This is a genomic window from Enterobacter sp. WP_7_1 (genome assembly GCF_003688535.1).
GTDB lineage: Bacteria > Pseudomonadota > Gammaproteobacteria > Enterobacterales > Enterobacteriaceae > Enterobacter > Enterobacter asburiae.
In genome coordinates this window covers 711,624-735,423 of the sequence record NZ_REFK01000001.1, presented here as the reverse complement: position 1 = coordinate 735,423, position 23,800 = coordinate 711,624, and the positions used below count along the sequence as shown (strand labels likewise).

The following is a 23,800-nucleotide window of genomic DNA, read 5'->3' as shown; positions in this document are numbered from 1 at the left end:
AAGGATTTAACCGTGATTCTCTCCTGAGACTTTCATGGCGAATTTTGGATGATAACGAGGCGCAAAAAATGAAAAAGACAGCTATCGCGATTGCAGTGGCACTGGCTGGCTTCGCTACCGTAGCGCAGGCCGCTCCGAAAGATAATACCTGGTATGCAGGTGGTAAACTGGGCTGGTCTCAGTTCCATGACACCGGCTGGTACAACAGCAGCCTGAACAATGATGGCCCAACTCACGAGAGCCAGCTTGGTGCAGGTGCGTTCGGTGGCTATCAGGTTAACCCGTATGTTGGTTTTGAAATGGGTTACGACTGGTTAGGTCGTATGCCATACAAAGGCGACACCATCAACGGCGCTTTCAAAGCACAGGGCGTTCAGCTGACCGCTAAACTGGGCTACCCAATCACTGACGATCTGGACGTGTACACCCGTCTGGGCGGCATGGTATGGCGCGCAGATTCCAGCAATAACATCTCTGGTGACAACCATGACACCGGTGTTTCCCCAGTATTCGCTGGTGGCGTTGAGTGGGCTATGACCCGTGACATCGCTACCCGTCTGGAATACCAGTGGGTTAACAACATCGGCGACGGCAACACCGTTGGTGTTCGTCCAGACAACGGCATGCTGAGCGTAGGTGTTTCCTACCGTTTCGGCCAGCAGGAAGAAGCAGCTCCAGTTGTTGCTCCAGCGCCGGCTCCAGCTCCAGAAGTACAGACCAAGCACTTCACTCTGAAGTCTGACGTTCTGTTCAACTTCAACAAAGCGACTCTGAAACCAGAAGGCCAGCAGGCACTGGATCAGCTGTACTCTCAGCTGAGCAACCTGGATCCTAAAGACGGTTCCGTAGTGGTTCTGGGCTTCACCGACCGTATCGGTTCTGACGCTTACAACCAGAAACTGTCTGAGAAACGTGCTCAGTCTGTTGTTGATTACCTGATCTCTAAAGGTATCCCAGCTAACAAGATCTCCCCACGTGGTATGGGCGAATCTAACCCAGTTACTGGCAACACCTGTGACAACGTGAAAGCTCGCGCTGCACTGATCGACTGCCTGGCTCCAGATCGTCGCGTAGAGATCGAAGTTAAAGGCATCAAAGACGTTGTAACTCAGCCAGCGGCATAAGTTATCGTCTTATAAAAAAACCCCGCCATGCGGGGTTTTTTATTGTCTGAAGAAAAAAAAATCTATTTTTTACCCAACAGAGCCTGAAGGTCGTTCTTCAGCGTCGACATCTGGTTGGCGTACTTCTCTTTATGTTCGGCATCCTCAATCAGCTGCACGATGGTTTCCGAAAGCGTTTTGCCCCGTCGTTGTGCCAGACCAGCCAGGCGTTGCCAGACAACGAACTCCAGGTCGATTGATTTTTTGCGAGTGTGCTGATGCTCAGCATTAAAATGCCGTTTGCGTCGCGCGCGGATAGTTTGCTTCATCCGGTTTAACAACGCGGGATTGATGTGTTTCTCAATCCAGCTGTTAACCTGTACCGGTTCATTTTCGAGGGTCAGCAAAATATCCACGGCTTCTTGCGCAGCGCTGGCTTCGACGTAGCAGGTGATCAGCTCCCCTTCACGGTGCTTTTTGACCAGGTACTTCCATTTCCAGCCGCTTTCGAGATTTTCCAGTTGTTGATATTTCATTGCGATCTCAGTGTTACCACGTAACTCTGTTCAGAATATCAGTTTTTTAGCAATCTGCTGAAAAGAAATCATATCCTGCGAGTGAATGCATCCAATCGCCCTGTCGAAATCCCCAATCCTGCTTGGGTACAGCCCCCCGCTTACGGTATACTCCACGCTTTTACATCTGACTAAAAAACATCAACTTTGACCATTACGAAACTTGCATGGCGTGACCTTGTTCCGGATACCGAAAGTTACCAGGAACTGTTTGCACAGCCCGAACTCGCAAAAGAACACGAATTCATCCTTAGCGATACGCAGCCTCGTTTGCATTATGCGCTGGAGCAGGTGTTAAGCCCATGGGCAACAGCGCCCTTCATGCTGCTCAAGGCCCCGGAAGAAGCGGAATACCTGACGCTGCTCGGTGATGCCGTGCGCCAGCTGAAGCCGGAAGCGAACGCAGTTTTTGGCGGCCAGTATCGTATTGCGGGACATGATGTCACTTTCGAACCGGCGGCGCAGGCCGATGGCCGTTTTGCCGCTAAGGGCGAAGTGATTACCGCTAACTGGGTCGAGGCGGAACAACTCTTTGGTTGTCTGCGCCAGTTTAATGGCGAACTTTCGCTGCAGCCGGGGCTGGTACATCGCGCAAATGGCGGTGTTCTCATCATCTCACTGCGTACCCTGCTCTCGCAGCCGCTGCTGTGGATGCGTCTGAAAACCATCGTCCACCAGCAGCGTTTCGACTGGGTCGGCTACGATGAGTCTCGTCCTCTGCCTGTCTCTGTTCCGTCTATGCCGCTGTCGCTGACCGTCGTGCTGACGGGCGACCGTGAATCGCTGGCGGACTTCCAGGAAATGGAGCCAGAACTCGCTGAGCAGGCGGTGTATAGCGAATACGAAGACAACACCCAGATTGCTGACGCCGACGATATGGCGCAGTGGTGCCAGTGGGTTATGGCCGTTGCTGAACGTTTTGCGCTGCCAACCCCTGCGGCTGACGCGTGGCCGGGCTTAATCCGTGAAGCGGTACGTTACACCGGTGACCAGGAAACGCTGCCGCTTTGCCCGCTCTGGATCGGCAAACAGCTGCGTGAAGTGGGTGTGATCAGCGGTAACGGGGCGTTCACCGGCGAACAGCTCACTCAGATGCTGGCTCAGCGTGAGTGGCGAGAAGGCTATCTTGCCGACCGTATGCAGGATGAAATTCTGCTGGAACAAATTCTGGTGGAAACCGAAGGCGAACGCGTCGGGCAGATCAACGCCCTGTCGGTGATTGAATTTCCTGGCCATCCGCGCGCATTCGGGGAACCGTCCCGTATCAGCTGCGTTGTGCACATTGGCGATGGCGAGTTCACCGATATTGAACGAAAAGCAGAGCTGGGCGGCAACATTCACGCGAAAGGCATGATGATCATGCAGGCGTTTTTGATGTCAGAGTTGCAGCTTGAGCAACAGATCCCCTTCTCCGCCTCGCTGACGTTTGAGCAGTCCTACAGCGAAGTAGATGGCGATAGCGCCTCTATGGCCGAGCTGTGCGCCTTAATCAGCGCCCTGGCGGAAGTGCCCATCAATCAGAACATCGCGATCACCGGTTCGGTGGATCAGTTCGGTCGTGCACAGCCAGTGGGAGGCCTCAACGAAAAAATTGAAGGCTTCTTCTCTATCTGTCAGCAGCGCGGTTTAAACGGCAAACAGGGTGTGATTATTCCTGCTCCCAACGCGCGCCATTTGAGCCTCAGTCAGGATATTCTGGATGCGGTTGAGCAAGAGCAATTCGCCATCTGGGCCATCGAAGGGATTGAGGATGCGCTACCCTTACTGACAAATCTGGTTTGGGATGGCGAAGGGCAAACTACCCTGATGCAGACTATCCAGGAGCGCATAGCTCAGGCGACACAGCAGGATGCTCGCCATCGTTATCCATGGCCGTTACGCTGGCTGGGCTGGTTTAGTTCGAACTGATCGGACTTGTTCAGCGTACACGTGTTAGCTATCCTGCGTCCTTCACTAAAATAAGGCTTACTGAGAACATGGTAGATAAACGCGAATCCTATACAAAAGAAGATCTTCTTGCCTCTGGTCGCGGTGAACTGTTTGGCGCTAAAGGCCCACAGTTACCGGCCCCGAACATGCTGATGATGGACCGTGTCGTGAAAATGACCGAAACCGGCGGCAACTTTGATAAGGGTTACGTAGAAGCAGAACTCGATATCAACCCGGACCTGTGGTTCTTCGGTTGCCACTTTATTGGCGATCCGGTAATGCCTGGCTGTCTGGGCCTGGATGCCATGTGGCAGCTGGTTGGCTTCTATCTGGGCTGGCTGGGCGGCGAAGGTAAAGGCCGCGCGCTGGGCGTGGGCGAAGTAAAATTTACTGGCCAGGTACTGCCTACGGCGAAGAAAGTGACCTATCGTATTCACTTCAAGCGCATCGTTAACCGCCGCCTGATTATGGGCCTGGCAGATGGCGAAGTGCTGGTCGACGGTCGTCTGATCTATAGCGCAAGCGACCTGAAAGTTGGCCTGTTCCAGGATACTTCAGCTTTCTGATCGTGCTTTTGGCACCCCCCAGAAAGGCGAAACCTCCGCATTGCGGAGGTTTCTTTTTTGAAAGAGACGTTATCAGGCTATGAGTGCCCTGTCGCCGATGGCTTCTCGCCAGCCTCCAAGCCATTGTGACCTTTGATTTATCGTCTGATAAGGACACATTTCTTTAGAACGTCCAGCGATGCCGGCCTGATAACCACGTTGATGAGCCCGTTCCAGGCGATCTCGTTTCTGTCTCTTCATGCCTCGTTTCCCTCATTCTTTTGTCTGGTGGAAAGAAAACAGTGTCTGAACTAAATGCACAGGCACAGATAACGAATACCCCGAATTAGTCGCATCGTCAATGTTCAAAATTCATACGGGTGTCATATTTGTGAGCTAGCTGGAAGTTCATTTGTACAAAAATTGTGACGTGGCACAAGTAACAAACTGAACTGAAAACGAAAAAAAACCGCAATCAGCAACAGGCCAACTGCGGTTTTTGATGATGAATTTTACTTATGGCAGCCGGGAAATTTCTCTCGCGATGCTGGCCGACTCCTGTGCCCAACCCTGAGCCAGAACTTTCACCATTTCGTCATAGCCATCTTTCTGCTGCTTCAGCTCCAGATGGAAAGGACGCTTAATCAGCTGCCCCTGATGGTTCAGCAACCACTCCCCGCTAATCACCACCGCACCGTCATAACGGCCGTGGAAGCCCGTTACCGTGACGTTAAGCGTATCCTGGTCGTTACCCAGCGGCTGCGACGCAACAACCCAGCCCGGAAGCTGACTGCCCAGATTGGCCACCAGCGTGTTGCGCAGCTGCTGATCCAGCGGGCTGGCCCACAGGTTGTTCGTCGCAATCACATATTTAACGTCGCTGGTCTGATAGACCACGCCGTTTCCTGCCAGATAATCCGGCACGGCAATCTGCTCAACCCACAGCTGGCGGCTTCCCTGGCTGGTCGTGCTTTGCCCACCGCTGTGGGTAGCCACAGGCAGCTGATAGTAGCTTTTATTATCTACCCCTGAACTGCACGCCGTTAACAGCAGAGCGCCAACCATCAATAGCCACTTTTTCATTCTTTTGCCCTCTTCGGCTCAGGATCCTTTTTATCTTTCGCTTCGAACACCAGCGCGTTGCTCTTCTCGTTGAGCGTTTTCAGCACCGGCTGCAGTTCACGCAAGACCTGATCAAGACGCTGCATATCTGCCACCATCTTGTTGTAGGCCGCTGAACCCGGCTGGAAGCCCTGCATACTGCGGTTCAGCTCACGCAGCGTTTTCTGCATATCCTGCGGCAGCTGCTGCATGCTCTGGCTCGCCGTGATCTTGTTGATGTTATCCAGCGTGGTTTGCAGACGACGCATCGTTGCCTGGCTTTCGCTCAGAGAGTTCGTCGCCGCTTCAATCATCGGATTCAGTGGCAGATTGTTGATCTTATCCAGCGTCTCCATCAGGCGCTGCTGGATCTGAGCCAGCCCGCTGCTCACCGTTGGGATGATCTTGTAGCCACCGAATTCACGAATACCGGTAATCGGCGGTGCTTTCGGGTAGAAGTCCATATCCACATACAGCGCCCCCGTCACCAGGTTACCCGTTTTCAGCGACCCGCGCAGACCACGGTTCATCAGTTCGTTAATATGCGCCGCGATATCCTGGTTTTCGCCAATCTGGTTCAGCAGACGCTCCGGCTCGATGCGGATCAGTACCGGAATACGATAATCATCGTCCAGCATCTGGCTCAGGCCCGGGACAAAGAACGGAACTTGTCCAACCGTACCAAGACGAATACCGCGGAACTCAACGGGCGCGCCCGGCTGCAGGCCGCGAACGGAGTCTTTAAAGAACATCAGGAAGTCAATGTGATCGGTATAGAGCGCGTCCTGAATGCTTCGCTGATCGTCAAAGAGTCTGAACGCCGTTTTCTCCGCAACCGGCTGCCCGAGATCCTGCCCTTCCGGTACATCAAAGCTCACCCCGCCGCCAAACAGCGTGGTTAATGATCCCATCTCTACGCGCATCCCCGCCGACGTAAGATCGACCGCGATCCCGCTGTCCTTCCAGAAGCGAACGTTGCTGGTCACCAGTCGATCGTTTGGCGCATTGATGAAAAGCTGATAGCTAATGGTACGCTTTTGCGCATCGAAGGTGCTGGTTTCAACGGAACCGACGCGGTAGCCGCGGAACAGTACCGGATCGCCCGCCGTGAGCTGGCCCGCTTTTTTGCTGTCGAGGATCACGCGGATACCCTTGGCATCAGGCGGCGCAAGCGGCGGTGAATCCAGAAGCTGGTATTTTCCCGGCTGGCTACCCTTCGTGCCGGGCTGCAGTTCAATATAGGCCCCGGAGAGCAGCGTCCCTAATCCGCTGATCCCTTCACGTCCCACCTGCGGTTTAACGACCCAGAAAACGGAATCGCCATGCAGCAGTTTTTCCATGCCGGCATTAAGGCGCGCCTTAATTTCCACATGGGTTAAATCGTCGGTCAGGGTTGCGCTTTCGACCACGCCCACGTCCACGCTACGGCTTTTGATGGTCGTTTTACCGCCCTCAATCCCCTCGGCATTGGTGGTTATCAGCGTGACTTCCGGTCCCTGATGGCTGTAATGATAAAACAGGATCCATGCACCGATCAGCGCGGTCACGATGGGGAAAATCCACACCGGCGACCAGTTTTTGACCTTCTGCACTTTCGCCTCTCCACTCTTATTTTCCATGCTCTTACTCTTCCTCATGGCTTGATTCAGGCTCACGATCCCACGATAAACGAGGGTCGAAGGTCATGGCCGCAAACATGGTCATAATCACGACCAGTGCAAACATTAAAGCCCCCATCGCGGGATAAATACTCATCAAACCGCCCATCCGCACCAGTGCAGAGAGAACGGCGATGACAAACACGTCAATCATTGACCAGCGTCCGACAAACTCGACCACTTCATAAATCAGGTGCATGCGTTCGCTGTCGCGTTTTCCATGCCCCTTCGCATCCCAACAGAGCCAGGCGATGGCGATCATTTTTAAGGTTGGCACCATAATACTGGCGATAAAGATCACGCCGGCGACAGGATAGGAACCTTCGCCCCACAGCAGTATCACCCCGGCCAGGATCGTCGAGGGCATTTTGTCGCCGAGCAAATCGGTGATCATGATCGGTAGAATATTGGCAGGCAGATACAGCATGATGGAGGTGACCAGCAGCGCCATCGTCCACTGCAGGCTATTTTTACGGCGTACGTGACCTTTCGTTTCGCAGCGCGGACAAACGTCGAGATCGGCGGGCAGCACGGCGGTACAGCATGGGCAGGAACGCAGCCCCTGACGAATACCGGGCACGCCGACTTTTACCGTCTGCGCAAGCGTCGGTGCCGGGGCGATATCATCCCACGCCCAGCGCCTGTCCACGCACTGGAACGCGCGCAGCTGCAGGACGCAGTACAGGCACCACGGAATAAAGCTGCTGCCGATCCCCACGTCGCCGTACGCCATGAGCTTCACGAAACTGACCAGAATGCCCGCCAGAAAGATCTCGGCCATGCCCCAGCTTTTGAGCTGAAAAAGGATACGCGCAAGCCGGATTTTCAGTGATGAGGGCATCCTGACGCGGTTGACCAGCAAAAGGATAACGACCAGGCAAAAAGCCGGGACTATCTGGACAAACAGGAGAAAAAAGGTGCCGAGGCTGGCGTAATCTTCCGAGAACATCACGCCCGGGATTTCAAGCAAATCCACCTGGCTGGTTATCCCCCCCACCTTCATATAGATGAAGGGGAAGAGGTTGGAGAGCAGCAGCATGAACAGCGCTGCAAGAGCGTAAGCAGTGGGACGCTGCCGCGGCGCGTCCCACTCTGTTGTCAACGTTGCGCCGCAACGTGGACACAGGGTTTTATGTCCGTGACCAAGCTCTGGCAACGCCACGAGCATATCGCATTGCGAGCATAAAATATGCCTGTCGGCATGGTGCTGGTCACACATATGTTATCCCTGTTTATGCGCCGTTTTTCAGAGACTCAAGGTACTCCCAGCGCTCAAATGCTTCTTCCAGGGCTTTTTCAGCCGCGGACAGTTCAGCCAGTACTTTCTGAGTATAGTCATGCGATTGGCTAAAGAATGACGCATCAGCAACCTGTTTTTGCAGATCCTCAAGCGCGGCCTCCAGCTCTTCAAGACGCTGCGGTAGCCCCTCCAGTTCGCGCTGCAGGTTATAGCTTAGTTTAGCCGAGGTTTTCTTGACAGTTTCTGCTTTTGTTACAGCAGGTTCTGAACTTATTTTGGACTTTGACTGTTTCTGCGCCAGAGACTGCGATTGCTGTCCTTTTGCATCGTGATAACCGCCTACGTATTGTCCAATTCGCCCTTCACCTTCGAAGATCCAGCACTCGGTTACGGTGTTATCCACAAACTGACGATCGTGGCTAACCAGCATCACGGTCCCCTGATAACCGTCAATCAGTTCTTCGAGTAATTCCAGCGTTTCGACATCCAGGTCGTTCGTTGGTTCATCGAGAATCAACAGGTTACTTGGTTTCAGGAACAGACGCGCCAGCAGCAGACGATTACGCTCTCCGCCAGATAACGCACGCACAGGTGTCATCGCGCGTTTCGGATGGAACAGGAAGTCCTGCAGATAGCCCAGCACGTGGCGCGGCTTGCCGTTTACCATCACCTCTTGCTTGCCTTCGGCGAGGTTGTCCATCACCGTGCGGTCCGGATCCAACTCCGCACGGTGCTGGTCAAAATAGGCCACTTCCAGCTTAGTCCCGCAGTGAACACGGCCGCTATCAGCCTGCAGCTGACCGAGCATCAGCTTGAGCAGCGTGGTTTTACCACAGCCGTTCGGGCCAATGAGGGCAATTTTATCGCCACGCTGCACCTGAGCGGAGAAGTCTTTCACCAGAACTTTTCCATCGACCTGGTAATCGACATTTTCCATTTCAAAGACAATCTTACCGGAGCGGGATGCCTCTTCGACCTGCATCTTTGCACTTCCCATCACTTCACGGCGAGCGCTGCGCTCGTTACGCATCGCCTTCAGTGCACGCACGCGGCCTTCGTTACGGGTACGGCGGGCTTTAATACCCTGACGGATCCAGACCTCTTCCTGTGCCAGCTTGCGGTCAAACTCCGCATTTTGCAGCTCTTCCACGCGCAGGTTTTCTTCTTTTTCCAGCAGATAGGTATCGTAATCGCCAGGATAGGTGACCAGCTTGCCGCGATCGAGATCGACAATACGCGTCGCCATGTTGCGGATAAACGAACGGTCGTGTGAGATGAAAATAATGGTACCGTTAAAGGTCTTCAGGAACCCTTCCAGCCAGTCAATCGCTTCGATATCCAGGTGGTTGGTCGGTTCATCCAGCAACAGCACCTTCGGGCCGCTGACCAGCGCGCGGCCAAGCGCCGCTTTACGCAGCCAGCCGCCGGAGAGCGCCGACAGCTCCATATCCGCATCCAGACCTAACTGATCCAGCACTTCGGTGATACGGCTTTCAAGCTGCCACAGACCGTGATGATCCAGAAGCTCCTGCAGGCGTGCCATCTCATTGAGATTTTTTTCACTTGGGTCGGTCATCACCAGATGTGAAATTTCGTGATAGCCCTTCAGGTATTCAGCCTGCTCAGAAATCCCTTCTGCAACGAAATCATAAACGGTACCCGCCACGTTACGAGGAGGGTCCTGCTGCAGACGGGAAACAATCAGATCCTGTTCGTAAACAATGCGCCCGTCATCCAGGCCCTGTTCACGGTTGAGGATTTTCATCAGCGTGGATTTACCCGCGCCGTTACGGCCTACAAGACAGACGCGTTCGTTGTCTTCAATATGCAGTTCAGTATCATCGAGAAGTGGCGCATCGCTAAAAGAGAGCCACGCGCCGTGCATGCTAATTAATGACATTTATTTTTCCTTTCAGACCGCGGTAATCAACCAGCAGTTATGAATTTGACGGTTACGGGCAAAGTCCTGAGACAGCGTTTTTTGGCTGATTTCTTGTGCTTTCAGTCCCAGGGCTGCTAAGCCGTCATGATCCATACGGAAGCCGCGTTTGTTGTTCGAGAACATAATGGTGCCGCCCTTGCGCAGCAGGCGCTTCAGGTCGGTCATCAGGCGCAGATGATCGCGCTGTACGTCAAAGCTGTCTTCCATACGCTTGGAGTTGGAGAAGGTCGGCGGATCGATAAAGATCAGGTCGAACTGCTCGTCGGTATCACGCAGCCAGCCCAGCACGTCGGCCTGCATCAGTCGGTGCTGACGTCCGGTCAGCCCGTTAAGACGCAGGTTGCGCTCCGCCCACTCCAGATAGGTGCGGGACATATCCACCGTGGTGGTGCTCCGCGCGCCGCCCAGACCCGCATGCACGCTCGCGCTGCCGGTATAGGAGAACAGGTTGAGGAAATCTTTGCCCTTGCTCATCTGTCCCAGCATGCGACGGGCGATACGGTGGTCAAGGAACAGGCCGGTATCCAGATAGTCGGTCAGGTTTACCCACAGGCGGGCGTTGTACTCGCCCACTTCGATAAAATCGCCCTTCTCATTCATCTTCTGGTACTGGTTTTTCCCTTTTTGGCGCTCGCGGGTTTTCAGCACCAGCTTGTTCGGCGTGATGCCGAGCACGGCGATGGTCGCCGCAATGACGTCCAGCATGCGCTGACGCGCTTTTTGCGCATCGATGGTTTTCGGTGGCGCATATTCCTGAATCACCACCCAGTCCGCGTAGCGGTCAACGGCCACGTTGTACTCCGGCAGGTCGGCGTCGTAAAGGCGGTAGCATTCAATCCCTTCCTGCTTCGCCCACTTCTCATATTTTTTCAGGTTCTTGCGCAGGCGGTTGGCGTAATCTTCCGCCACGCCGGATGGCTTACTGTCCGCCGCTTTCTCCGCCAGATGGTAGTTTTTCTGCACGCAGTCCAGCGGGCCGTTTTTCGCCTTAAACTGGCGATCGGCACGCAGCTGCAGGCAGCTCAGCAGCTCCGGCGAGGTGCTAAACAGAGACAGGTTCCAGCCGCCGAAGTAGTCCTTCATATTGCGGCCCAGCAAGCTGTGCAGGGCAATCAGTGCCGGTTCGCTGTCCAGACGCTCGCCGTATGGCGGGTTGCTGATCACGGTTCCGTACGGGCCTTTTGGCAGCGGGTTAGTCAGGTTCGCCACGTCTTTAACCTCGAAGGTGACCAGCTCGCCGATACCGGCGCGACGGGCGTTGCTGCGCGCGCGTTCAATGACGCGCGGGTCGCTGTCCGAACCGTAGAAGTGGGAGGTGTACTCCGCCAGACCTTTACGCGCGCGGGTCTGCGCGTCGTCTTTGACCTCTTTCCAGATCGCTTCGTCGTGCTGCGCCCAGCCTTTAAAGCCCCAGTGGCCGCGATGCAGCCCCGGCGCGCGGTCGGTTGCCAGCATGGCCGCTTCAATCAGCAACGTACCGGAACCACACATCGGATCGAGCAGCGGCGTGCCCGGCTGCCAGCCGGAGCGCATGACGATGGCGGCAGCCAGCGTTTCTTTAATTGGCGCCATACCGGTACGATCGCGGTAGCCGCGCAGGTGCAGGCCTGCGCCGCTCAGATCGAGAGAAATACTCGCCGTGTCGCCGTTCAGCCAGACGTTAATACGCAGATCCGGATTTTCGCGATCGACGTTCGGACGTTCCTTATTTTTACGCGTGAAGCAGTCCACAATGGCGTCTTTTACACGAAGGGCACCGTACTGGCTGTTGCGGATCTCGTCGTTCACGCCGTTGAAATGCACCGCAAAGGTGGCGTTTGGCGTGAAGATCTCTGTCCAGTCGATCATCTGTACGCCGGTATAGAGGTCCAGGTCGCTATAGACCTTGCACTCCTTCATCGGCAGCATGATGCGCGACGCCAGACGGCTCCACATCAGGCTCTGGTAAATAAGCCGCGTGTCGCCCTCAAAATGGACACCACCCTGAACCACCTGGCACTCTTGCGCGCCCAGGCTTTCCAGTTCAGTTTTTAACAGCTCTTCCAGCCCACGGGCCGTACTGGCAAACAGAGAATTCATATCGTCACTTTTACTCTTAGAAAATTGTCGCGCATTATAGCTAATATGGCGTGTATGTCATAAAGTTGAAGGCTTATTTTCATTTGTGGGAGTGTGCAGTGGCGACGTTATCCAGGCTTTTTATCCATCCGGTGAAATCCATGCGCGGCATCGGCGTCTCTCACGCGCTGGCCGACATGAGCGGATTCGCCTTCGATCGTATTTTTATGGTCACCGAGCCTGACGGCACGTTCATTACCGCACGCCAGTTCCCGCAGATGGTTCGCTTTACCCCTTCCCCGCTTCATGACGGTTTGCACCTTACCGCGCCGGACGGTTCCAGTGCGGTCATTCGCTTTGCTGATTTTGCGCCTGTCGATGCGCCAACGGAAGTGTGGGGCAATCATTTTACCGCGCGCATCGCCCCGGATGAGATTAACCGCTGGCTGAGCGGTTTCTTCTCTCGCGACGTGCAGCTGCGCTGGGTAGGTCCTGAACTGACGCGTCGCGTGAAGCGCCATGACGCCGTTCCTCTCTCCTTCGCCGATGGTTTCCCGTTCCTGCTGACTAACGAAGCCTCGCTGCGTGATTTACAAGGCCGCTGCAAGGCCAGCGTTCAGATGGAACAGTTCCGTCCGAACCTGGTGGTCACGGGCGCCGACGCCTGGGAAGAAGACACCTGGAAAGTGATCCGCATCGGTAGCGTCATCTTTGATGTCGTAAAACCCTGCAGCCGCTGCATTTTCACCACGGTGAGCCCTGAGAAAGGCCAGAAGCACCCTTCCGGCGAACCGCTTAAGACGCTGCAGTCGTTCCGCACCGCGCAGGACAACGGCGATGTGGATTTCGGCCAGAACCTGATCCCGCGCTCCAGCGGCGCAATCCGCGTCGGTGATGAGGTAGAAATTCTTGCCCGAGGGCCTGCAAAAGCGTACGGCTCAGGTCAGGAAGAAGAAATGGTCGACGTTGTGACGAATGTCGCCTCTGCGGTAGATATTCACTGGCAGGGCAACGTCATCCGTGGCAACAACCAGCAGGTATTACTGGAGCAACTGGAGCAGGCAGGTATTCGCGTACCCTACTCCTGTCGCGCAGGCATTTGCGGATGCTGCCGCATCAAGCTGGTGGATGGAGAGGTCAGTGCGCTGAAAAAATCGGCAATTGGAAATGACGGCACAATTCTGTGCTGTAGCTGCATACCGAAAACGTCCGTACAGCTGGAAGCTTAAACCGCCTGTTCAAGGCTGAAGGAATCTACGCGCAGCTGCGGCTTCAGCCTGTCGTTCATCACTTTAATGGCATCGCCAAGCTGCATCGTCCGCCCGGCAATGGTTACGCCGGGCTGTGCCAGCAGGCAGAGTGCAGCATTTTCGCCTGGCTCAACCACCAGCAGGCTCACCTCTTCTGCGGTATCGCTCAGATTGACGCTGGCCGCGTCACCCGTTGCCGGGGTCCAGCTCATACCATGCGCAAGAAAATGCCAGCTTTTTGGCATTTGTGGTTTCAGGAAGCGGATAGCCACCAGCGCATTTAATACCAGCTCGGCACGCTGCTCTTTAGATAGCACCAGATCGCGGCATTTTTCTTCAAAGGAGAAATAAAGGGCCGCATCGTCAACGCAAAAGCCCGACGGGGAAAATGCATCCGGGGTTAACATTCGGCGGGCAAAACGAGAACGAAACAACATGCCATTGGCTAAATCGAGCATCATTCGGTCATGCTCGTCGCAAAAATACCAGCGCCAGTTATCGTCAGGTTTAATTCGCATGTGTCTCTCCCGTCCCCAAACGTCCTGTACTAAAAATGTCCTGTTTGCCGCCTCGTTTATAACACCATTAATAAAAGACTATAATGACTAAATAAGCAACAGTGACGGAATATAAAACAACCAGGGCTGGAAATAAAGCCCTGGTTGTCTGATTAAGAGAAAAGATTAGATATGAGTAACGATTTCTTTAATCAGCGGCGGTCCTTTAAAAATAAAGCCGGAATAGATTTGCACCAGTGATGCACCCGCCGCCATCTTCTCGCGCGCAGCAATCACTGAGTCAATGCCGCCGACGCCAATAATTGGCAGACGTCCTTTTAATTCCGCAGACAGGGCGCGAATAATTTCGGTGCTTTTTAATTGCACCGGACGTCCACTTAACCCACCCGCTTCGTCACAGTTTTTCATTCCCTGCACGAGGGAACGATCGAGGGTGGTATTGGTCGCAATAACACCATCAATATTATGGCGAACCAAACTGTCGGCAACCTGGATCAATTCTTCAGGAGAAAGATCCGGGGCGATCTTAACCGCGACCGGAACATATTTATGGTGGATCGTCTGGAGTTCATTTTGTTTATTTTTAATGGCACTCAGAAGATCGTCCAGCGCTTCGCCATATTGTAAGGAACGCAGACCCGGGGTATTGGGTGAAGAAATATTCACCGCGATATAACCGGCATAGGCGTAGACTTTTTCCATACAAATCAGATAGTCATCTTTACCCTGCTCAACCGGCGTGTCTTTATTTTTGCCGATATTGATGCCTAATATCCCGTCAAAATGGGCTTTTTTTACGTTCTCAACAAGGTGATCAACACCGAGGTTATTAAAGCCCATGCGGTTGATCAGCCCTTCGGCTTCAACCAGGCGGAACAGGCGCGGCTTGTCATTTCCCGGCTGCGGGCGCGGCGTGACGGTACCGATTTCAATGGAGCCAAAGCCCATCGCGCCCAGGGCATCAATGCACTCGCCATTTTTGTCCAGACCCGCCGCCAGACCCAGCGGATTTTTAAAGGTCAGACCCATGCACTGCACAGGTTTTTCCGGCACATTCTGACGCACCAGAGCGGCCAGAGGCGTTCCGGTAATACGACGTAATTGCTGGAATGTAAATTCATGAGCGCGCTCAGGGTCGAGCTGGAAAAGGGCTTTACGAACGAAGGGGTAGTACATGAACTCTCCTGGATTCCCGGTGTGCAAACCGGGAGGGGATTATGGGCGATCCACGCGCGAAAGGGAATTGACCTGCGGCAAAAAATCAGCGCAAAACGCAATCGTTTACCTTCCCGTCTATTTCTTATGCACTTTTTCGCATTTTAATTGCAGATAAATCATTTAGTGGAATAACCGCGCGGTGTCACACTCCTGAAAATTGTTATGAATGTTAGATAAAAGCAAACAATTGGTTATAAGGAGGAAGTATGCGCGTCATTACCCTGGCCGGAAGTCCACGATTCCCTTCGCGCTCCAGCGCCCTGCTGGAATATGCCCGCGAAAAACTCAATGCCCTGGATGTGGAAGTGTGCCACTGGAACCTGCATAACTTCGAACCTGAAGATCTGCTCTATGCCCGTTTCGACAGCCCTGCGCTTAAAACGCTCATCGAGCAGCTTAACGGCGCTGACGGCTTAATTGTGGCTACGCCCATTTATAAAGCCTCTTTTTCCGGGGCGCTGAAAACCCTGCTCGATCTGCTTCCGGAACGCGCGCTGGACGGCAAAGTCGTGCTGCCGCTGGCAACGGGCGGTACGGTGGCCCATTTACTGGCCGTGGATTATGCCCTGAAGCCGGTGCTGAACGCGTTGAAAGCGCAGGAGATCCTCCACGGCGTTTTCGCAGATGACTCCCAGGTTATCGATTATCAACATAAACCTCATTTTACGCCGAACCTGCAAACCCGCCTCGATAACGCCCTGGAAACCTTCTGGCATGCCCTGCACCGCCGGGATATCCAGGCCCCGGCGTTTGGTCAGCCTCAAGGAGTCGCACATGTTTAAAACGTTAACCCGCATCGGCCTGGCAGGTCTGATGGCGCTTACCTCGCTGGCCCATGCCGCAGAAACGGCCCCGGAAAGTTTGCGCATTGGCTATCAGAAAGGCAGCGTCAGCATGGTGCTGGCGAAAAGCCACCAGCTTCTGGAAAAACGCTTCCCGGACACCAAATTCTCGTGGGTGGAGTTCCCGGCTGGCCCGCAGATGCTGGAGGCCCTGAACGTCGGCAGTATCGATCTCGGCAGCACGGGTGATATTCCGCCGATATTCGCCCAGGCGGCGGGAGCGGACCTCGTCTATGTTGGCGTTGAGCCGCCCAAACCGAAGGCCGAAGTGATTCTGGTGCCTGAAAACAGCGACATTAAAAGCGTCGCCGACCTTAAAGGGCATAAAGTGGCTTTCCAGAAAGGTTCCAGCTCGCACAACCTGCTGCTGCGCGCCCTGCAGGAAGACGGGCTCAAGTTCACTGACATTCAGCCTGTTTACCTGACGCCTGCCGACGCCCGCGCCGCGTTCCAGCAGAAGAACGTTGATGCCTGGGCCATCTGGGATCCGTACTACTCCGCCGCATTGCTGCAGGGCGGCGTTCGCGTGCTGAAAGACGGTACCACGCTGAAGCAGACCGGCTCGTTCTACCTGGCCGCCCGTCCTTATGCGGAAAAGAACGGCGCATTTATTCAGGGCGTACTGGATACCTTTACCCAGGCCGACGCGCTGACCCAGACCCAGCGTCAGGAGAGCATTGCCCTGCTGGCGAAAACCATGGGCTTACCTGAGCCGGTGATCGCGAGCTATCTCAACCACCGTCCGCCGACCACCATTACGCCCGTGGACGCCCACGTCGCCGCGCTTCAGCAACAAACGGCTGACCTTTTCTATCAAAACCACCTGGTGCCAAAACAGGTCACTATACGCGAACGCATCTGGCAGCCCGCAGGCAAAGAAGGAGCTAAATCATGAGTCTGAATCTTTTCTGGTTTTTACCCACCCACGGTGATGGACACTATCTTGGTACAGAAGAGGGCTCGCGCCCGGTTGACCACGGCTACCTGCAGCAGATTGCGCAGGCGGCGGACCGAATCGGTTTCACCGGGGTGCTGATCCCGACCGGACGTTCGTGCGAGGATGCGTGGCTGGTGGCCGCGTCGATGATCCCGGTCACCCAGCGTCTGAAGTTCCTGGTGGCGTTACGCCCGAGCGTTGTCTCCCCCACCGTGGCGGCGCGTCAGGCGGCAACGCTGGACAGGCTGTCCAACGGCCGCGCCCTGTTTAACCTGGTAACGGGCAGCGACCCGCAGGAGCTGGCGGGCGACGGGGTGTTCCTCGACCATACCGAGCGCTATGAAGCCTCCGCCGAGTTCACCCGCGTCTGGCGACGCCTGCTGGAAGGGGAAACCGTCACCTTCGAAGGCAAGCATATTCACGTACGTGACGCGAAACTCTACTTCCCGCCGGTGCAGCAGCCGCGCCCGCCGCTCTATTTTGGCGGATCGTCGGATGTGGCCCAGGATCTGGCGGCAGAGCAGGTCGATCTCTACCTGACCTGGGGCGAACCGCCTGAGCTGGTGAAAGAAAAAATTGCCCAGGTCCGCGCTAAGGCGGCCGCCCACGGCCGCAAGGTGCGCTTCGGCATTCGCCTGCACGTGATTGTGCGCGAAACCAATGAAGAAGCCTGGCAGGCCGCCGACCGCCTGATTTCCCACCTGGACGATGAGACCATCGCGAAGGCGCAGGCCGCGTTTACCAAAACCGACTCCGTCGGACAGCACCGAATGGCGTCCCTGCACAACGGCAAGCGCGAGAACCTGGAGATCAGCCCGAACCTGTGGGCGGGCGTTGGCCTGGTGCGCGGCGGTGCGGGCACGGCGCTGGTCGGCGACGGACCGACCGTAGCCGCCCGGATTAATGAATACGCTGACCTGGGTATCGACAGCTTTATTCTCTCCGGTTATCCGCATCTGGAAGAGGCGTACAAGGTGGGCGAGCTGTTATTCCCGCATCTGGATGTCGCCATTCCGGAAATTCCGCAGCCGCAGCGGCTTCAGCTTCAGGGCGAAGCCGTGGCGAACGAGTTTATTCCACGCAAAGCCGCCCAAAGCTAAGGAGTGACCATGTCTGCCCCCTCACAAAAATGGCTGCTGCGCGCCGCGCCGTGGTTTTTACCCGTCGGCATTGTGGCTCTCTGGCAGCTCGCGTCGTCCACCGGCTGGCTGTCGAGCCGCATTCTGCCCTCTCCGGAGGGCGTCGTAAAAGCGTTCTGGTCGCTGAGCGTGAGCGGCGAGCTGTGGCAGCATCTGGCGATCAGCTCCTGGCGCGCCGTGATTGGGTTTTCCATCGGCGGCAGCATCGGTCTGGTTCTGGGCTTGATCAGCGGCCTTTCCCGCTGGGGCGAGCGGCTGCTGGATACCTCCATTCAGATGCTGCGCAACGTGCCGCATCTGGCGCTGATCCCGCTGGTTATCCTGTGGTTTGGTATTGATGAGAGCGCCAAGATCTTCCTCGTGGCGCTGGGCACACTGTTCCCGATCTACATCAACACCTGGCACGGCATCCGCAATATCGATCGCGGTCTGGTCGAGATGGCGCGCAGCTACGGCTTATCAGGTTTTTCTCTCTTTATACACGTGATCCTGCCGGGCGCCCTGCCCTCCATTATGGTCGGGGTGCGTTTTGCGCTCGGCCTGATGTGGCTGACGCTGATTGTGGCGGAGACCATCTCGGCCAACTCAGGCATAGGCTACCTGGCAATGAACGCCCGCGAGTTCCTGCAAACGGACGTGGTGGTGGTTGCCATCATTCTGTATGCCCTGCTCGGTAAACTCGCAGACGTCAGCGCCCAGTGGCTGGAGCGCAGCTGGCTGCGCTGGAACCCGGCCTACACCCTTCAGGAGGCGAAAGCATGAATACTGCACGACTGAACCAGGGAACACCGTTACTGCTGAACGGCGTGACCAAACGCTACGGCGAAAACACCATTCTTAACGGGCTGGATCTGCATATTCCCGCCGGACAATTTGTGGCCGTTGTTGGTCGCAGCGGCGGCGGCAAGAGTACCCTGCTACGCCTTCTGGCCGGGCTGGAAGCCCCCAACGGCGGTGACATTCTGGCAGGAACGACGCCGCTTTCGAATATTCAGGACGATACCCGCATGATGTTTCAGGATGCACGCCTGCTGCCGTGGAAAACGGTTATTGACAATGTCGGGCTCGGTCTTAAGGGCAGCTGGCGGGATGAAGCCCGCCAGGCGCTGGCCGCCGTTGGGCTGGAAAATCGTGCGGGTGAATGGCCGGCAGCCCTCTCGGGTGGTCAGAAGCAGCGCGTGGCGCTGGCGCGCGCGCTGATTCACCGTCCGGGCCTGCTGTTGCTTGATGAACCGCTCGGCGCGCTTGACGCCCTGACGCGGATCGAAATGCAGGATTTGATTGGATCCCTGTGGCAGGCGCACGGCTTTACGGTACTCCTGGTGACGCATGACGTGAGCGAGGCCGTCGCGATGGCTGACCGGGTGCTGTTAATAGAGGACGGGAAAATAGGTCTGGATCTGACGGTGGATCTTCCGCGCCCTCGCCGCGTGGGCTCGGCAAGGCTGGCGGAGCTGGAAGCTGAGGTATTGGATCGGGTGATGAAGCGCGGGGGTACGGAGTTAGAACGAGCTAAGGCTAATGCCTGATGCCCTCACCCCGGCCCTCTCCCACAGGGAGAGGGAGGGTTAAGCTTTCTATCAGGCCAGTGCCTTAGCAATCTTCTCGTACAAGTCACCAGAAAGATTTTCCAGCCCTTTCAGCTGCTCAAGCGCGGCACGCATCTTCGCCTGACGCTTCGCGTCGTAACGTTTCAGACGGATCAGCGGCTCTATCAGGCGAGACGCCACCTGCGGGTTACGGCTGTTCAGCTCGGTCAGCATTTCCACCATGAACTGATAACCGCTGCCGTCTTCGGCGTGGAACGCCGCCGGGTTGCTGCTGGCAAACGCGCCAATCAGAGAACGCACGCGGTTTGGGTTGCTCAGGGTAAAGGAGCGATGCTTCAGCAGGCTGCGCACGTTGCTGAGCGCATCGGCCGCCGGGCTGGTCGCCTGCAGGATGAACCACTTGTCCATCACCAGGCCATCCTGATGCCACTTGTCGTCGTACTCCTGCATCAGCGCATCGCGGCACGGCAGTTCGGCGGCAACGCTTGCGCCCAGCGCGGCCAGCGCGTCGGTCATGTTATCCGCTTCGTGATACTGCTTGCTCACCAGGGTGTTCGCCAGCTCGGTTTCACCAAACGCCAGATAGCGCAGGCAGGTATTGCGCAGAGAACGTTTACCAATGTCCGCGTGCTCAACGCGATAAGCATCAAGCTTGTTGGTGTTATAAATGGCGAGGAACTCATCGGCCAGTTCTGCAGCCAGCGTACGGGTCAACGCTTCGCGCACCGCCACGATGGCAATCGGGTCGATGATGTCAAACAGCTCGGCGATTTCAGTCGCTGACGGCAGGGTCAGAATTTCAGCGGCCAGGGCCGGGTCAATCTTCTCATCCAGAAGGATCGCGCGGAACGCGTCAGCCACATGGACAGGCAGCGACAGCGGCTGGCCCTGCTGATGGCGGTTTACGTTGAGCTTGATGTAGGTCGCCAGAAGGCTTTGCGCCGCATCCCAGCGGGAGAAGTCGTTACGCGCGTGACGCATCAGGAACGTCAGCTGCTGATCGCTCCACTTGTATTCCAGCTTCACCGGTGCGGAGAATTCACACAGCAGCGCAGGCACCGGCTGGAAGTAGACGTTATCGAAGATAAAGGTCTGCTCGGCCTGAGTCACGTTCAGCACGTGGTGTACCGGGTGACCGCCCTTCTGGAGCGGGATGACTTTGCCTTCGTTATCGTACAGCTCAATGCTGAACGGAATATGCAGCGGATATTTCTCTTCCTGCTCCGCCGTCGGCGGCGTGCGCTGGCTGATGGTCAGGGTATACTGCTCGGTTTCCGGATTGTAATCGTCTTTGACGGTGACAACCGGCGTCCCGGCCTGGCTGTACCAGCGGCGGAAGTGAGAAAGATCGACATTAGAGGCATCCTCCATCGCCTGCACAAAATCGTCACAGGTGGCCGCGCTGCCGTCATGACGCTCGAAGTACAGCTGCATCCCTTTCTGGAAGTTCTCCTCGCCCAGCAGGGTGTGGATCATGCGGATAATTTCAGCGCCCTTCTCGTACACCGTCAGAGTGTAGAAGTTGTTCATCTCGATGACTTTATCCGGGCGGATCGGGTGCGCCATTGGGCTGGCATCTTCCGCAAACTGCAGGCCACGCATGGTGCGCACGTTGTTGATGCGGTTCACCGCGCGTGACCCCAGATCGGAGCTGAACTCCTGATCTCGGAAGACGGTCAGGCCCTCTTTCAGGCTCAGCTGGAACCAGTCGCGGCAGGTGACGCGGTTACCGGTCCAGTTGTGGAAATATTCGTGGCCGATGACGCGTTCGATATCGAGGTAGTCTTTATCCGTTGCGGTATCGGTACGCGCCAGCACGTATTTGGAGTTAAAGACGTTAAGGCCTTTATTCTCCATTGCGCCCATGTTGAAGAAATCGACGGCGACGATCATATAGATGTCGAGGTCATATTCGAGGCCAAAGCGCTCCTCGTCCCACTTCATGGAGTTGATGAGGGAGGTCATCGCCCACGGCGCGCGGTCAAGGTTGCCGCGGTCAACAAACAGCTCCAGCGCCACCTCGCGGCCTGAGCGCGTTTTGAAGGTGTCGCGCAGCACGTCGAAGTCCCCCGCCACCAGCGCAAACAGGTAGCACGGTTTCGGGAAGGGATCCTGCCACTGCACCCAGTGACGGCCATTCTCCAGCTCGCCTTCGCCTACGCGGTTACCGTTGGAGAGCAGGAAGGGATACAGGGTTTTATCGGCGATGATTTTGGTGGTGAAGCGCGCCAGGACGTCCGGACGGTCGAGATACCAGGTTATATGGCGGAACCCTTCCGCTTCACACTGGGTACACAGCGCCACGCCCGACTGGTAAAGCCCTTCCAGCGCGGTGTTGGCGGCCGGGCTGATTTCATTCACGATGCGCAGCGTAAACTGTTCCGGCAGGTTGTCGATGACCAGCTGGTTGTTTTCTTCTTTATAGTCCGACCAGGCTTCATCATTAATATGCAGGGAGACCAGCGTCAGGTCTTCACCATCCAGACGCAGCGGCACCGCAGTTGCGCTATGGCGCGTCACCTGGCTTACCGCCGTGACAACGGTTTTAGTGGCATCCAGGTCAAAAGTCAGATCGATTTCGCTAATCAGGTAATCCGGCGCACGGTAGTCGTGGCGGTATTTGGCTTGTGGCTGTTGTGTCATAGAAAACCTTATGCATCGTTTGTCGAGTAACGTTTCAATATATTCCTGTTGCGCAAATCGCGCTATGCAGAATGTTCATCTTTTCAGGGTCAAAACCTTTTTTTGCTACATTTGTATAACACGGGGCACAAAATGCCCTCGACCATAAAACGCGCTTATGTTGTGATCGGGGTTCAATAAATCACTAAACAAGGTATACTCCGGAGTTGTTTATTGTACTAAACGCTCCTGTGAGAGGATGCTACTGCGCACCTATGACTCAATTCCCTTCTCCAGTTCTGCATACGTTGCTGGATACCGACGCGTATAAACTGCATATGCAGCAAGCCGTTTTCCACCATTACTATGACGTTCACGTCGCGGCGGAATTCCGCTGTCGTGGCGACGACTTGCTCGGTATCTACGCAGACGCCATTCGTGAACAGGTCGATGCTATGCAGCATCTGACGCTGCAGGACGAGGAATATCAGTGGCTTTCTGGCCTGCCTTTCTTCAAAGCCGACTACCTGAACTGGCTGCGCGATTTCCGCTATAAGCCGGAGCAGGTCACCGTGCTTAACGATAACGGCAAGCTGGATATTCGCCTTGAAGGTCCGTGGCGGGAAGTGATCATGTGGGAAGTGCCGCTTCTGGCGGTGATCAGTGAACTGGCTCACCGCTACCGTTCGCCTGAAACAGGCGTCGAGCAGGCGGTCGCCGCGCTGGAAAATAAACTCACAGCCTTCTCTACGCTGACCGAAGGGCTGGACATGTCCCGCTTCCGCCTGATGGACTTTGGCACCCGCCGCCGTTTCTCGCGTGACGTTCAGGAGGCCATCGTTAAACGTCTGCAGCAGGAGCCGTGGTTCGTTGGCACAAGTAACTACGATCTGGCGCGTCGCCTCAGCCTGACGCCAATGGGCACCCAGGCGCACGAGTGGTTCCAGGCGCATCAGCAGATCAGCCCCGATCTGGCTAACAGCCAGCGCGCGGCACTGGCCGCATGGCTTGAGGAGTACCCGAATCAGCTCGGGATCGCCCTCACCGACTGTATTACGATGGATGCCTTCCTGCGCGACTTTGGTCCCGAGTTCGCTGAACGTTACCAGGGGTTACGCCATGACTCCGGGGATCCGGTTGAATGGGGCGAGAAGGCCATTGCCCATTACGAGAAGCTCGGAATTGATCCGATGAGCAAGGTGCTGGTCTTCTCGGATAATCTCGACCTGGCGAAAGCGGTCGACCTCTATCGTCATTTCAGCACCCGGGTGAACCTGAGCTTCGGGATCGGTACCCGTTTGACCTGCGATATTCCTCAGGTAAAACCTCTGAATATCGTCATCAAACTGGTGGAATGTAACGGCAAGCCGGTGGCGAAACTCTCCGACAGCCCGGGTAAAACCATCTGCCATGACAAAGCGTTTGTCCGCGCATTGCGTAAAGCGTTCGACCTCCCCTTGATCAAAAAAGCCAGTTAAGCGCTTACGGGAGCCTTTATGGCTCCCTTCTCCTTATTTATTTCTCAATTCTTCTCTTTTAACTGCGAAATTTACTTGTCTGATAACGGATGGCA

Annotated in this window: 20 protein-coding genes; 10 read left to right on the top strand and 10 right to left on the bottom strand. The window is 55.7% G+C overall.

Annotated elements, in window-relative coordinates; all coding sequences use genetic code 11:
* Window positions 1-68 precede the first annotated feature (68 nt).
* The gene (gene ompA / locus BJ885_RS03550; RefSeq protein WP_115504044.1) at window positions 69-1,124 is read left to right on the top strand and encodes a porin OmpA; all 1,056 of its coding nucleotides are present in this window, start codon (window positions 69-71) and stop codon (window positions 1,122-1,124) included.
* Between the two features lie 62 nt (window positions 1,125-1,186).
* On the opposite strand, the gene matP is transcribed toward ompA, so the two are convergent.
* Entirely contained in the window at window positions 1,187-1,639 is a 453-nt protein-coding gene (matP, locus tag BJ885_RS03545; RefSeq protein ID WP_038417562.1) for a macrodomain Ter protein MatP, read from the bottom strand.
* A 186-nt stretch (window positions 1,640-1,825) separates the two neighbouring features.
* Here matP and BJ885_RS03540 point away from each other — a divergent pair, with 186 nt between their 5' ends.
* Both BJ885_RS03540 and fabA read left to right on the top strand, forming a co-directional pair.
* Entirely contained in the window at window positions 1,826-3,586 is a 1,761-nt protein-coding gene (locus BJ885_RS03540; RefSeq protein WP_023311027.1) for a Lon protease family protein, read from the top strand.
* Between the two features lie 68 nt (window positions 3,587-3,654).
* The gene (gene fabA / locus BJ885_RS03535; RefSeq protein WP_008499931.1) at window positions 3,655-4,173 is read left to right on the top strand and encodes a 3-hydroxyacyl-[acyl-carrier-protein] dehydratase FabA; all 519 of its coding nucleotides are present in this window, start codon (window positions 3,655-3,657) and stop codon (window positions 4,171-4,173) included.
* 72 nt (window positions 4,174-4,245) lie between these two features.
* Here the strand turns inward: fabA and rmf are convergent, their stop codons facing one another.
* The 6 genes from rmf to rlmKL form a co-directional block, all read right to left on the bottom strand.
* Window positions 4,246-4,413, bottom strand: coding sequence for a ribosome modulation factor (rmf, locus tag BJ885_RS03530; RefSeq protein WP_013097261.1), 168 nt, complete (start codon window positions 4,411-4,413; stop codon window positions 4,246-4,248).
* 255 nt (window positions 4,414-4,668) lie between these two features.
* Complete coding sequence (gene pqiC / locus BJ885_RS03525; RefSeq protein WP_121931198.1) at window positions 4,669-5,235, bottom strand: membrane integrity-associated transporter subunit PqiC; 567 nt, start codon at window positions 5,233-5,235, stop codon at window positions 4,669-4,671.
* Window positions 5,232-6,872 (bottom strand): intermembrane transport protein PqiB, encoded by a 1,641-nt coding sequence (gene pqiB, locus BJ885_RS03520; RefSeq protein WP_023311025.1) that lies wholly within the window; start codon window positions 6,870-6,872, stop codon window positions 5,232-5,234. Before pqiB ends, pqiC begins: the two co-directional genes overlap by 4 nt.
* 4 nt (window positions 6,873-6,876) lie before the next feature.
* Window positions 6,877-8,130 (bottom strand): membrane integrity-associated transporter subunit PqiA, encoded by a 1,254-nt coding sequence (pqiA, locus tag BJ885_RS03515; RefSeq protein WP_121931197.1) that lies wholly within the window; start codon window positions 8,128-8,130, stop codon window positions 6,877-6,879.
* 13 nt (window positions 8,131-8,143) lie between these two features.
* On the bottom strand, window positions 8,144-10,051 hold the full coding sequence (locus BJ885_RS03510; protein ID WP_121931196.1) for an ABC transporter ATP-binding protein: 1,908 nt from the start codon (window positions 10,049-10,051) through the stop codon (window positions 8,144-8,146).
* 12 nt (window positions 10,052-10,063) lie between these two features.
* Window positions 10,064-12,172, bottom strand: a complete 2,109-nt coding sequence (gene rlmKL / locus BJ885_RS03505) for a bifunctional 23S rRNA (guanine(2069)-N(7))-methyltransferase RlmK/23S rRNA (guanine(2445)-N(2))-methyltransferase RlmL (RefSeq protein ID WP_121931195.1) — start codon at window positions 12,170-12,172, stop codon at window positions 10,064-10,066.
* 98 nt (window positions 12,173-12,270) lie between these two features.
* On the opposite strand from rlmKL, the gene BJ885_RS03500 reads away from it, so the two are divergent.
* On the top strand, window positions 12,271-13,380 hold the full coding sequence (locus tag BJ885_RS03500) for a YcbX family protein (protein ID WP_047648160.1): 1,110 nt from the start codon (window positions 12,271-12,273) through the stop codon (window positions 13,378-13,380).
* Here the strand turns inward: BJ885_RS03500 and zapC are convergent.
* A complete protein-coding gene (gene zapC / locus BJ885_RS03495) occupies window positions 13,377-13,919 on the bottom strand; it encodes a cell division protein ZapC (RefSeq protein ID WP_023311020.1) in 543 nt (180 codons plus the stop codon). The two genes, BJ885_RS03500 and zapC, sit on opposite strands and share 4 nt — an antisense overlap.
* Window positions 13,920-14,084: 165 nt before the next feature.
* The gene (gene pyrD, locus BJ885_RS03490) at window positions 14,085-15,095 is read right to left on the bottom strand and encodes a quinone-dependent dihydroorotate dehydrogenase (protein ID WP_023311019.1); all 1,011 of its coding nucleotides are present in this window, start codon (window positions 15,093-15,095) and stop codon (window positions 14,085-14,087) included.
* Between the two features lie 248 nt (window positions 15,096-15,343).
* Here pyrD and ssuE point away from each other — a divergent pair, with 248 nt between their 5' ends.
* The 5 genes from ssuE to ssuB are packed head-to-tail and all read left to right on the top strand — an operon-like array spanning window position 15,344 to window position 19,584.
* Complete coding sequence (gene ssuE, locus BJ885_RS03480) at window positions 15,344-15,919, top strand: NADPH-dependent FMN reductase (RefSeq protein WP_008499940.1); 576 nt, start codon at window positions 15,344-15,346, stop codon at window positions 15,917-15,919.
* Window positions 15,912-16,874, top strand: coding sequence for a sulfonate ABC transporter substrate-binding protein (locus BJ885_RS03475; protein WP_121931194.1), 963 nt, complete (start codon window positions 15,912-15,914; stop codon window positions 16,872-16,874). Before ssuE ends, BJ885_RS03475 begins: the two co-directional genes overlap by 8 nt.
* Window positions 16,871-18,016, top strand: coding sequence for an FMNH2-dependent alkanesulfonate monooxygenase (gene ssuD / locus BJ885_RS03470; protein ID WP_121931193.1), 1,146 nt, complete (start codon window positions 16,871-16,873; stop codon window positions 18,014-18,016). Before BJ885_RS03475 ends, ssuD begins: the two co-directional genes overlap by 4 nt.
* Window positions 18,017-18,025: 9 nt before the next feature.
* On the top strand, window positions 18,026-18,817 hold the full coding sequence (gene ssuC / locus BJ885_RS03465; RefSeq protein WP_121931192.1) for an aliphatic sulfonate ABC transporter permease SsuC: 792 nt from the start codon (window positions 18,026-18,028) through the stop codon (window positions 18,815-18,817).
* Entirely contained in the window at window positions 18,814-19,584 is a 771-nt protein-coding gene (gene ssuB / locus BJ885_RS03460) for an aliphatic sulfonates ABC transporter ATP-binding protein (RefSeq protein WP_023311015.1), read from the top strand. The genes ssuC and ssuB overlap by 4 nt, the downstream gene beginning before the upstream one ends.
* Window positions 19,585-19,635: 51 nt before the next feature.
* On the opposite strand, the gene pepN is transcribed toward ssuB, so the two are convergent.
* On the bottom strand, window positions 19,636-22,248 hold the full coding sequence (pepN, locus tag BJ885_RS03455; RefSeq protein WP_121931191.1) for an aminopeptidase N: 2,613 nt from the start codon (window positions 22,246-22,248) through the stop codon (window positions 19,636-19,638).
* Between the two features lie 254 nt (window positions 22,249-22,502).
* Here pepN and pncB point away from each other — a divergent pair, with 254 nt between their 5' ends.
* A complete protein-coding gene (pncB, locus tag BJ885_RS03450) occupies window positions 22,503-23,705 on the top strand; it encodes a nicotinate phosphoribosyltransferase (RefSeq protein WP_121931190.1) in 1,203 nt (400 codons plus the stop codon).
* The last annotated feature ends 95 nt before the right edge of the window (window positions 23,706-23,800 follow it).

Excerpts from the sequence above, each read along its gene's own strand:
- matP (WP_038417562.1), bottom strand. The coding sequence starts at position 1,639 with ATGAAATATCAACAACTGGAAAATCTCGAAAGCGGCTGGAAATGGAAG.
- pepN (WP_121931191.1), bottom strand. The coding sequence starts at position 22,248 with ATGACACAACAGCCACAAGCCAAATACCGCCACGACTACCGTGCGCCG.
- fabA (WP_008499931.1), top strand. The coding sequence starts at position 3,655 with ATGGTAGATAAACGCGAATCCTATACAAAAGAAGATCTTCTTGCCTCT.
- zapC (WP_023311020.1), bottom strand. The coding sequence starts at position 13,919 with ATGCGAATTAAACCTGACGATAACTGGCGCTGGTATTTTTGCGACGAG.
- ssuC (WP_121931192.1), top strand. The coding sequence starts at position 18,026 with ATGTCTGCCCCCTCACAAAAATGGCTGCTGCGCGCCGCGCCGTGGTTT.
- BJ885_RS03510 (WP_121931196.1), bottom strand. The coding sequence starts at position 10,051 with ATGTCATTAATTAGCATGCACGGCGCGTGGCTCTCTTTTAGCGATGCG.
- ompA (WP_115504044.1), top strand. The coding sequence starts at position 69 with ATGAAAAAGACAGCTATCGCGATTGCAGTGGCACTGGCTGGCTTCGCT.
- rmf (WP_013097261.1), bottom strand. The coding sequence starts at position 4,413 with ATGAAGAGACAGAAACGAGATCGCCTGGAACGGGCTCATCAACGTGGT.
- rlmKL (WP_121931195.1), bottom strand. The coding sequence starts at position 12,172 with ATGAATTCTCTGTTTGCCAGTACGGCCCGTGGGCTGGAAGAGCTGTTA.
- BJ885_RS03475 (WP_121931194.1), top strand. The coding sequence starts at position 15,912 with ATGTTTAAAACGTTAACCCGCATCGGCCTGGCAGGTCTGATGGCGCTT.
- ssuD (WP_121931193.1), top strand. The coding sequence starts at position 16,871 with ATGAGTCTGAATCTTTTCTGGTTTTTACCCACCCACGGTGATGGACAC.
- pqiA (WP_121931197.1), bottom strand. The coding sequence starts at position 8,130 with ATGTGTGACCAGCACCATGCCGACAGGCATATTTTATGCTCGCAATGC.
- pncB (WP_121931190.1), top strand. The coding sequence starts at position 22,503 with ATGACTCAATTCCCTTCTCCAGTTCTGCATACGTTGCTGGATACCGAC.
- pyrD (WP_023311019.1), bottom strand. The coding sequence starts at position 15,095 with ATGTACTACCCCTTCGTTCGTAAAGCCCTTTTCCAGCTCGACCCTGAG.
- pqiB (WP_023311025.1), bottom strand. The coding sequence starts at position 6,872 with ATGGAAAATAAGAGTGGAGAGGCGAAAGTGCAGAAGGTCAAAAACTGG.
- pqiC (WP_121931198.1), bottom strand. The coding sequence starts at position 5,235 with ATGAAAAAGTGGCTATTGATGGTTGGCGCTCTGCTGTTAACGGCGTGC.
- ssuB (WP_023311015.1), top strand. The coding sequence starts at position 18,814 with ATGAATACTGCACGACTGAACCAGGGAACACCGTTACTGCTGAACGGC.
- ssuE (WP_008499940.1), top strand. The coding sequence starts at position 15,344 with ATGCGCGTCATTACCCTGGCCGGAAGTCCACGATTCCCTTCGCGCTCC.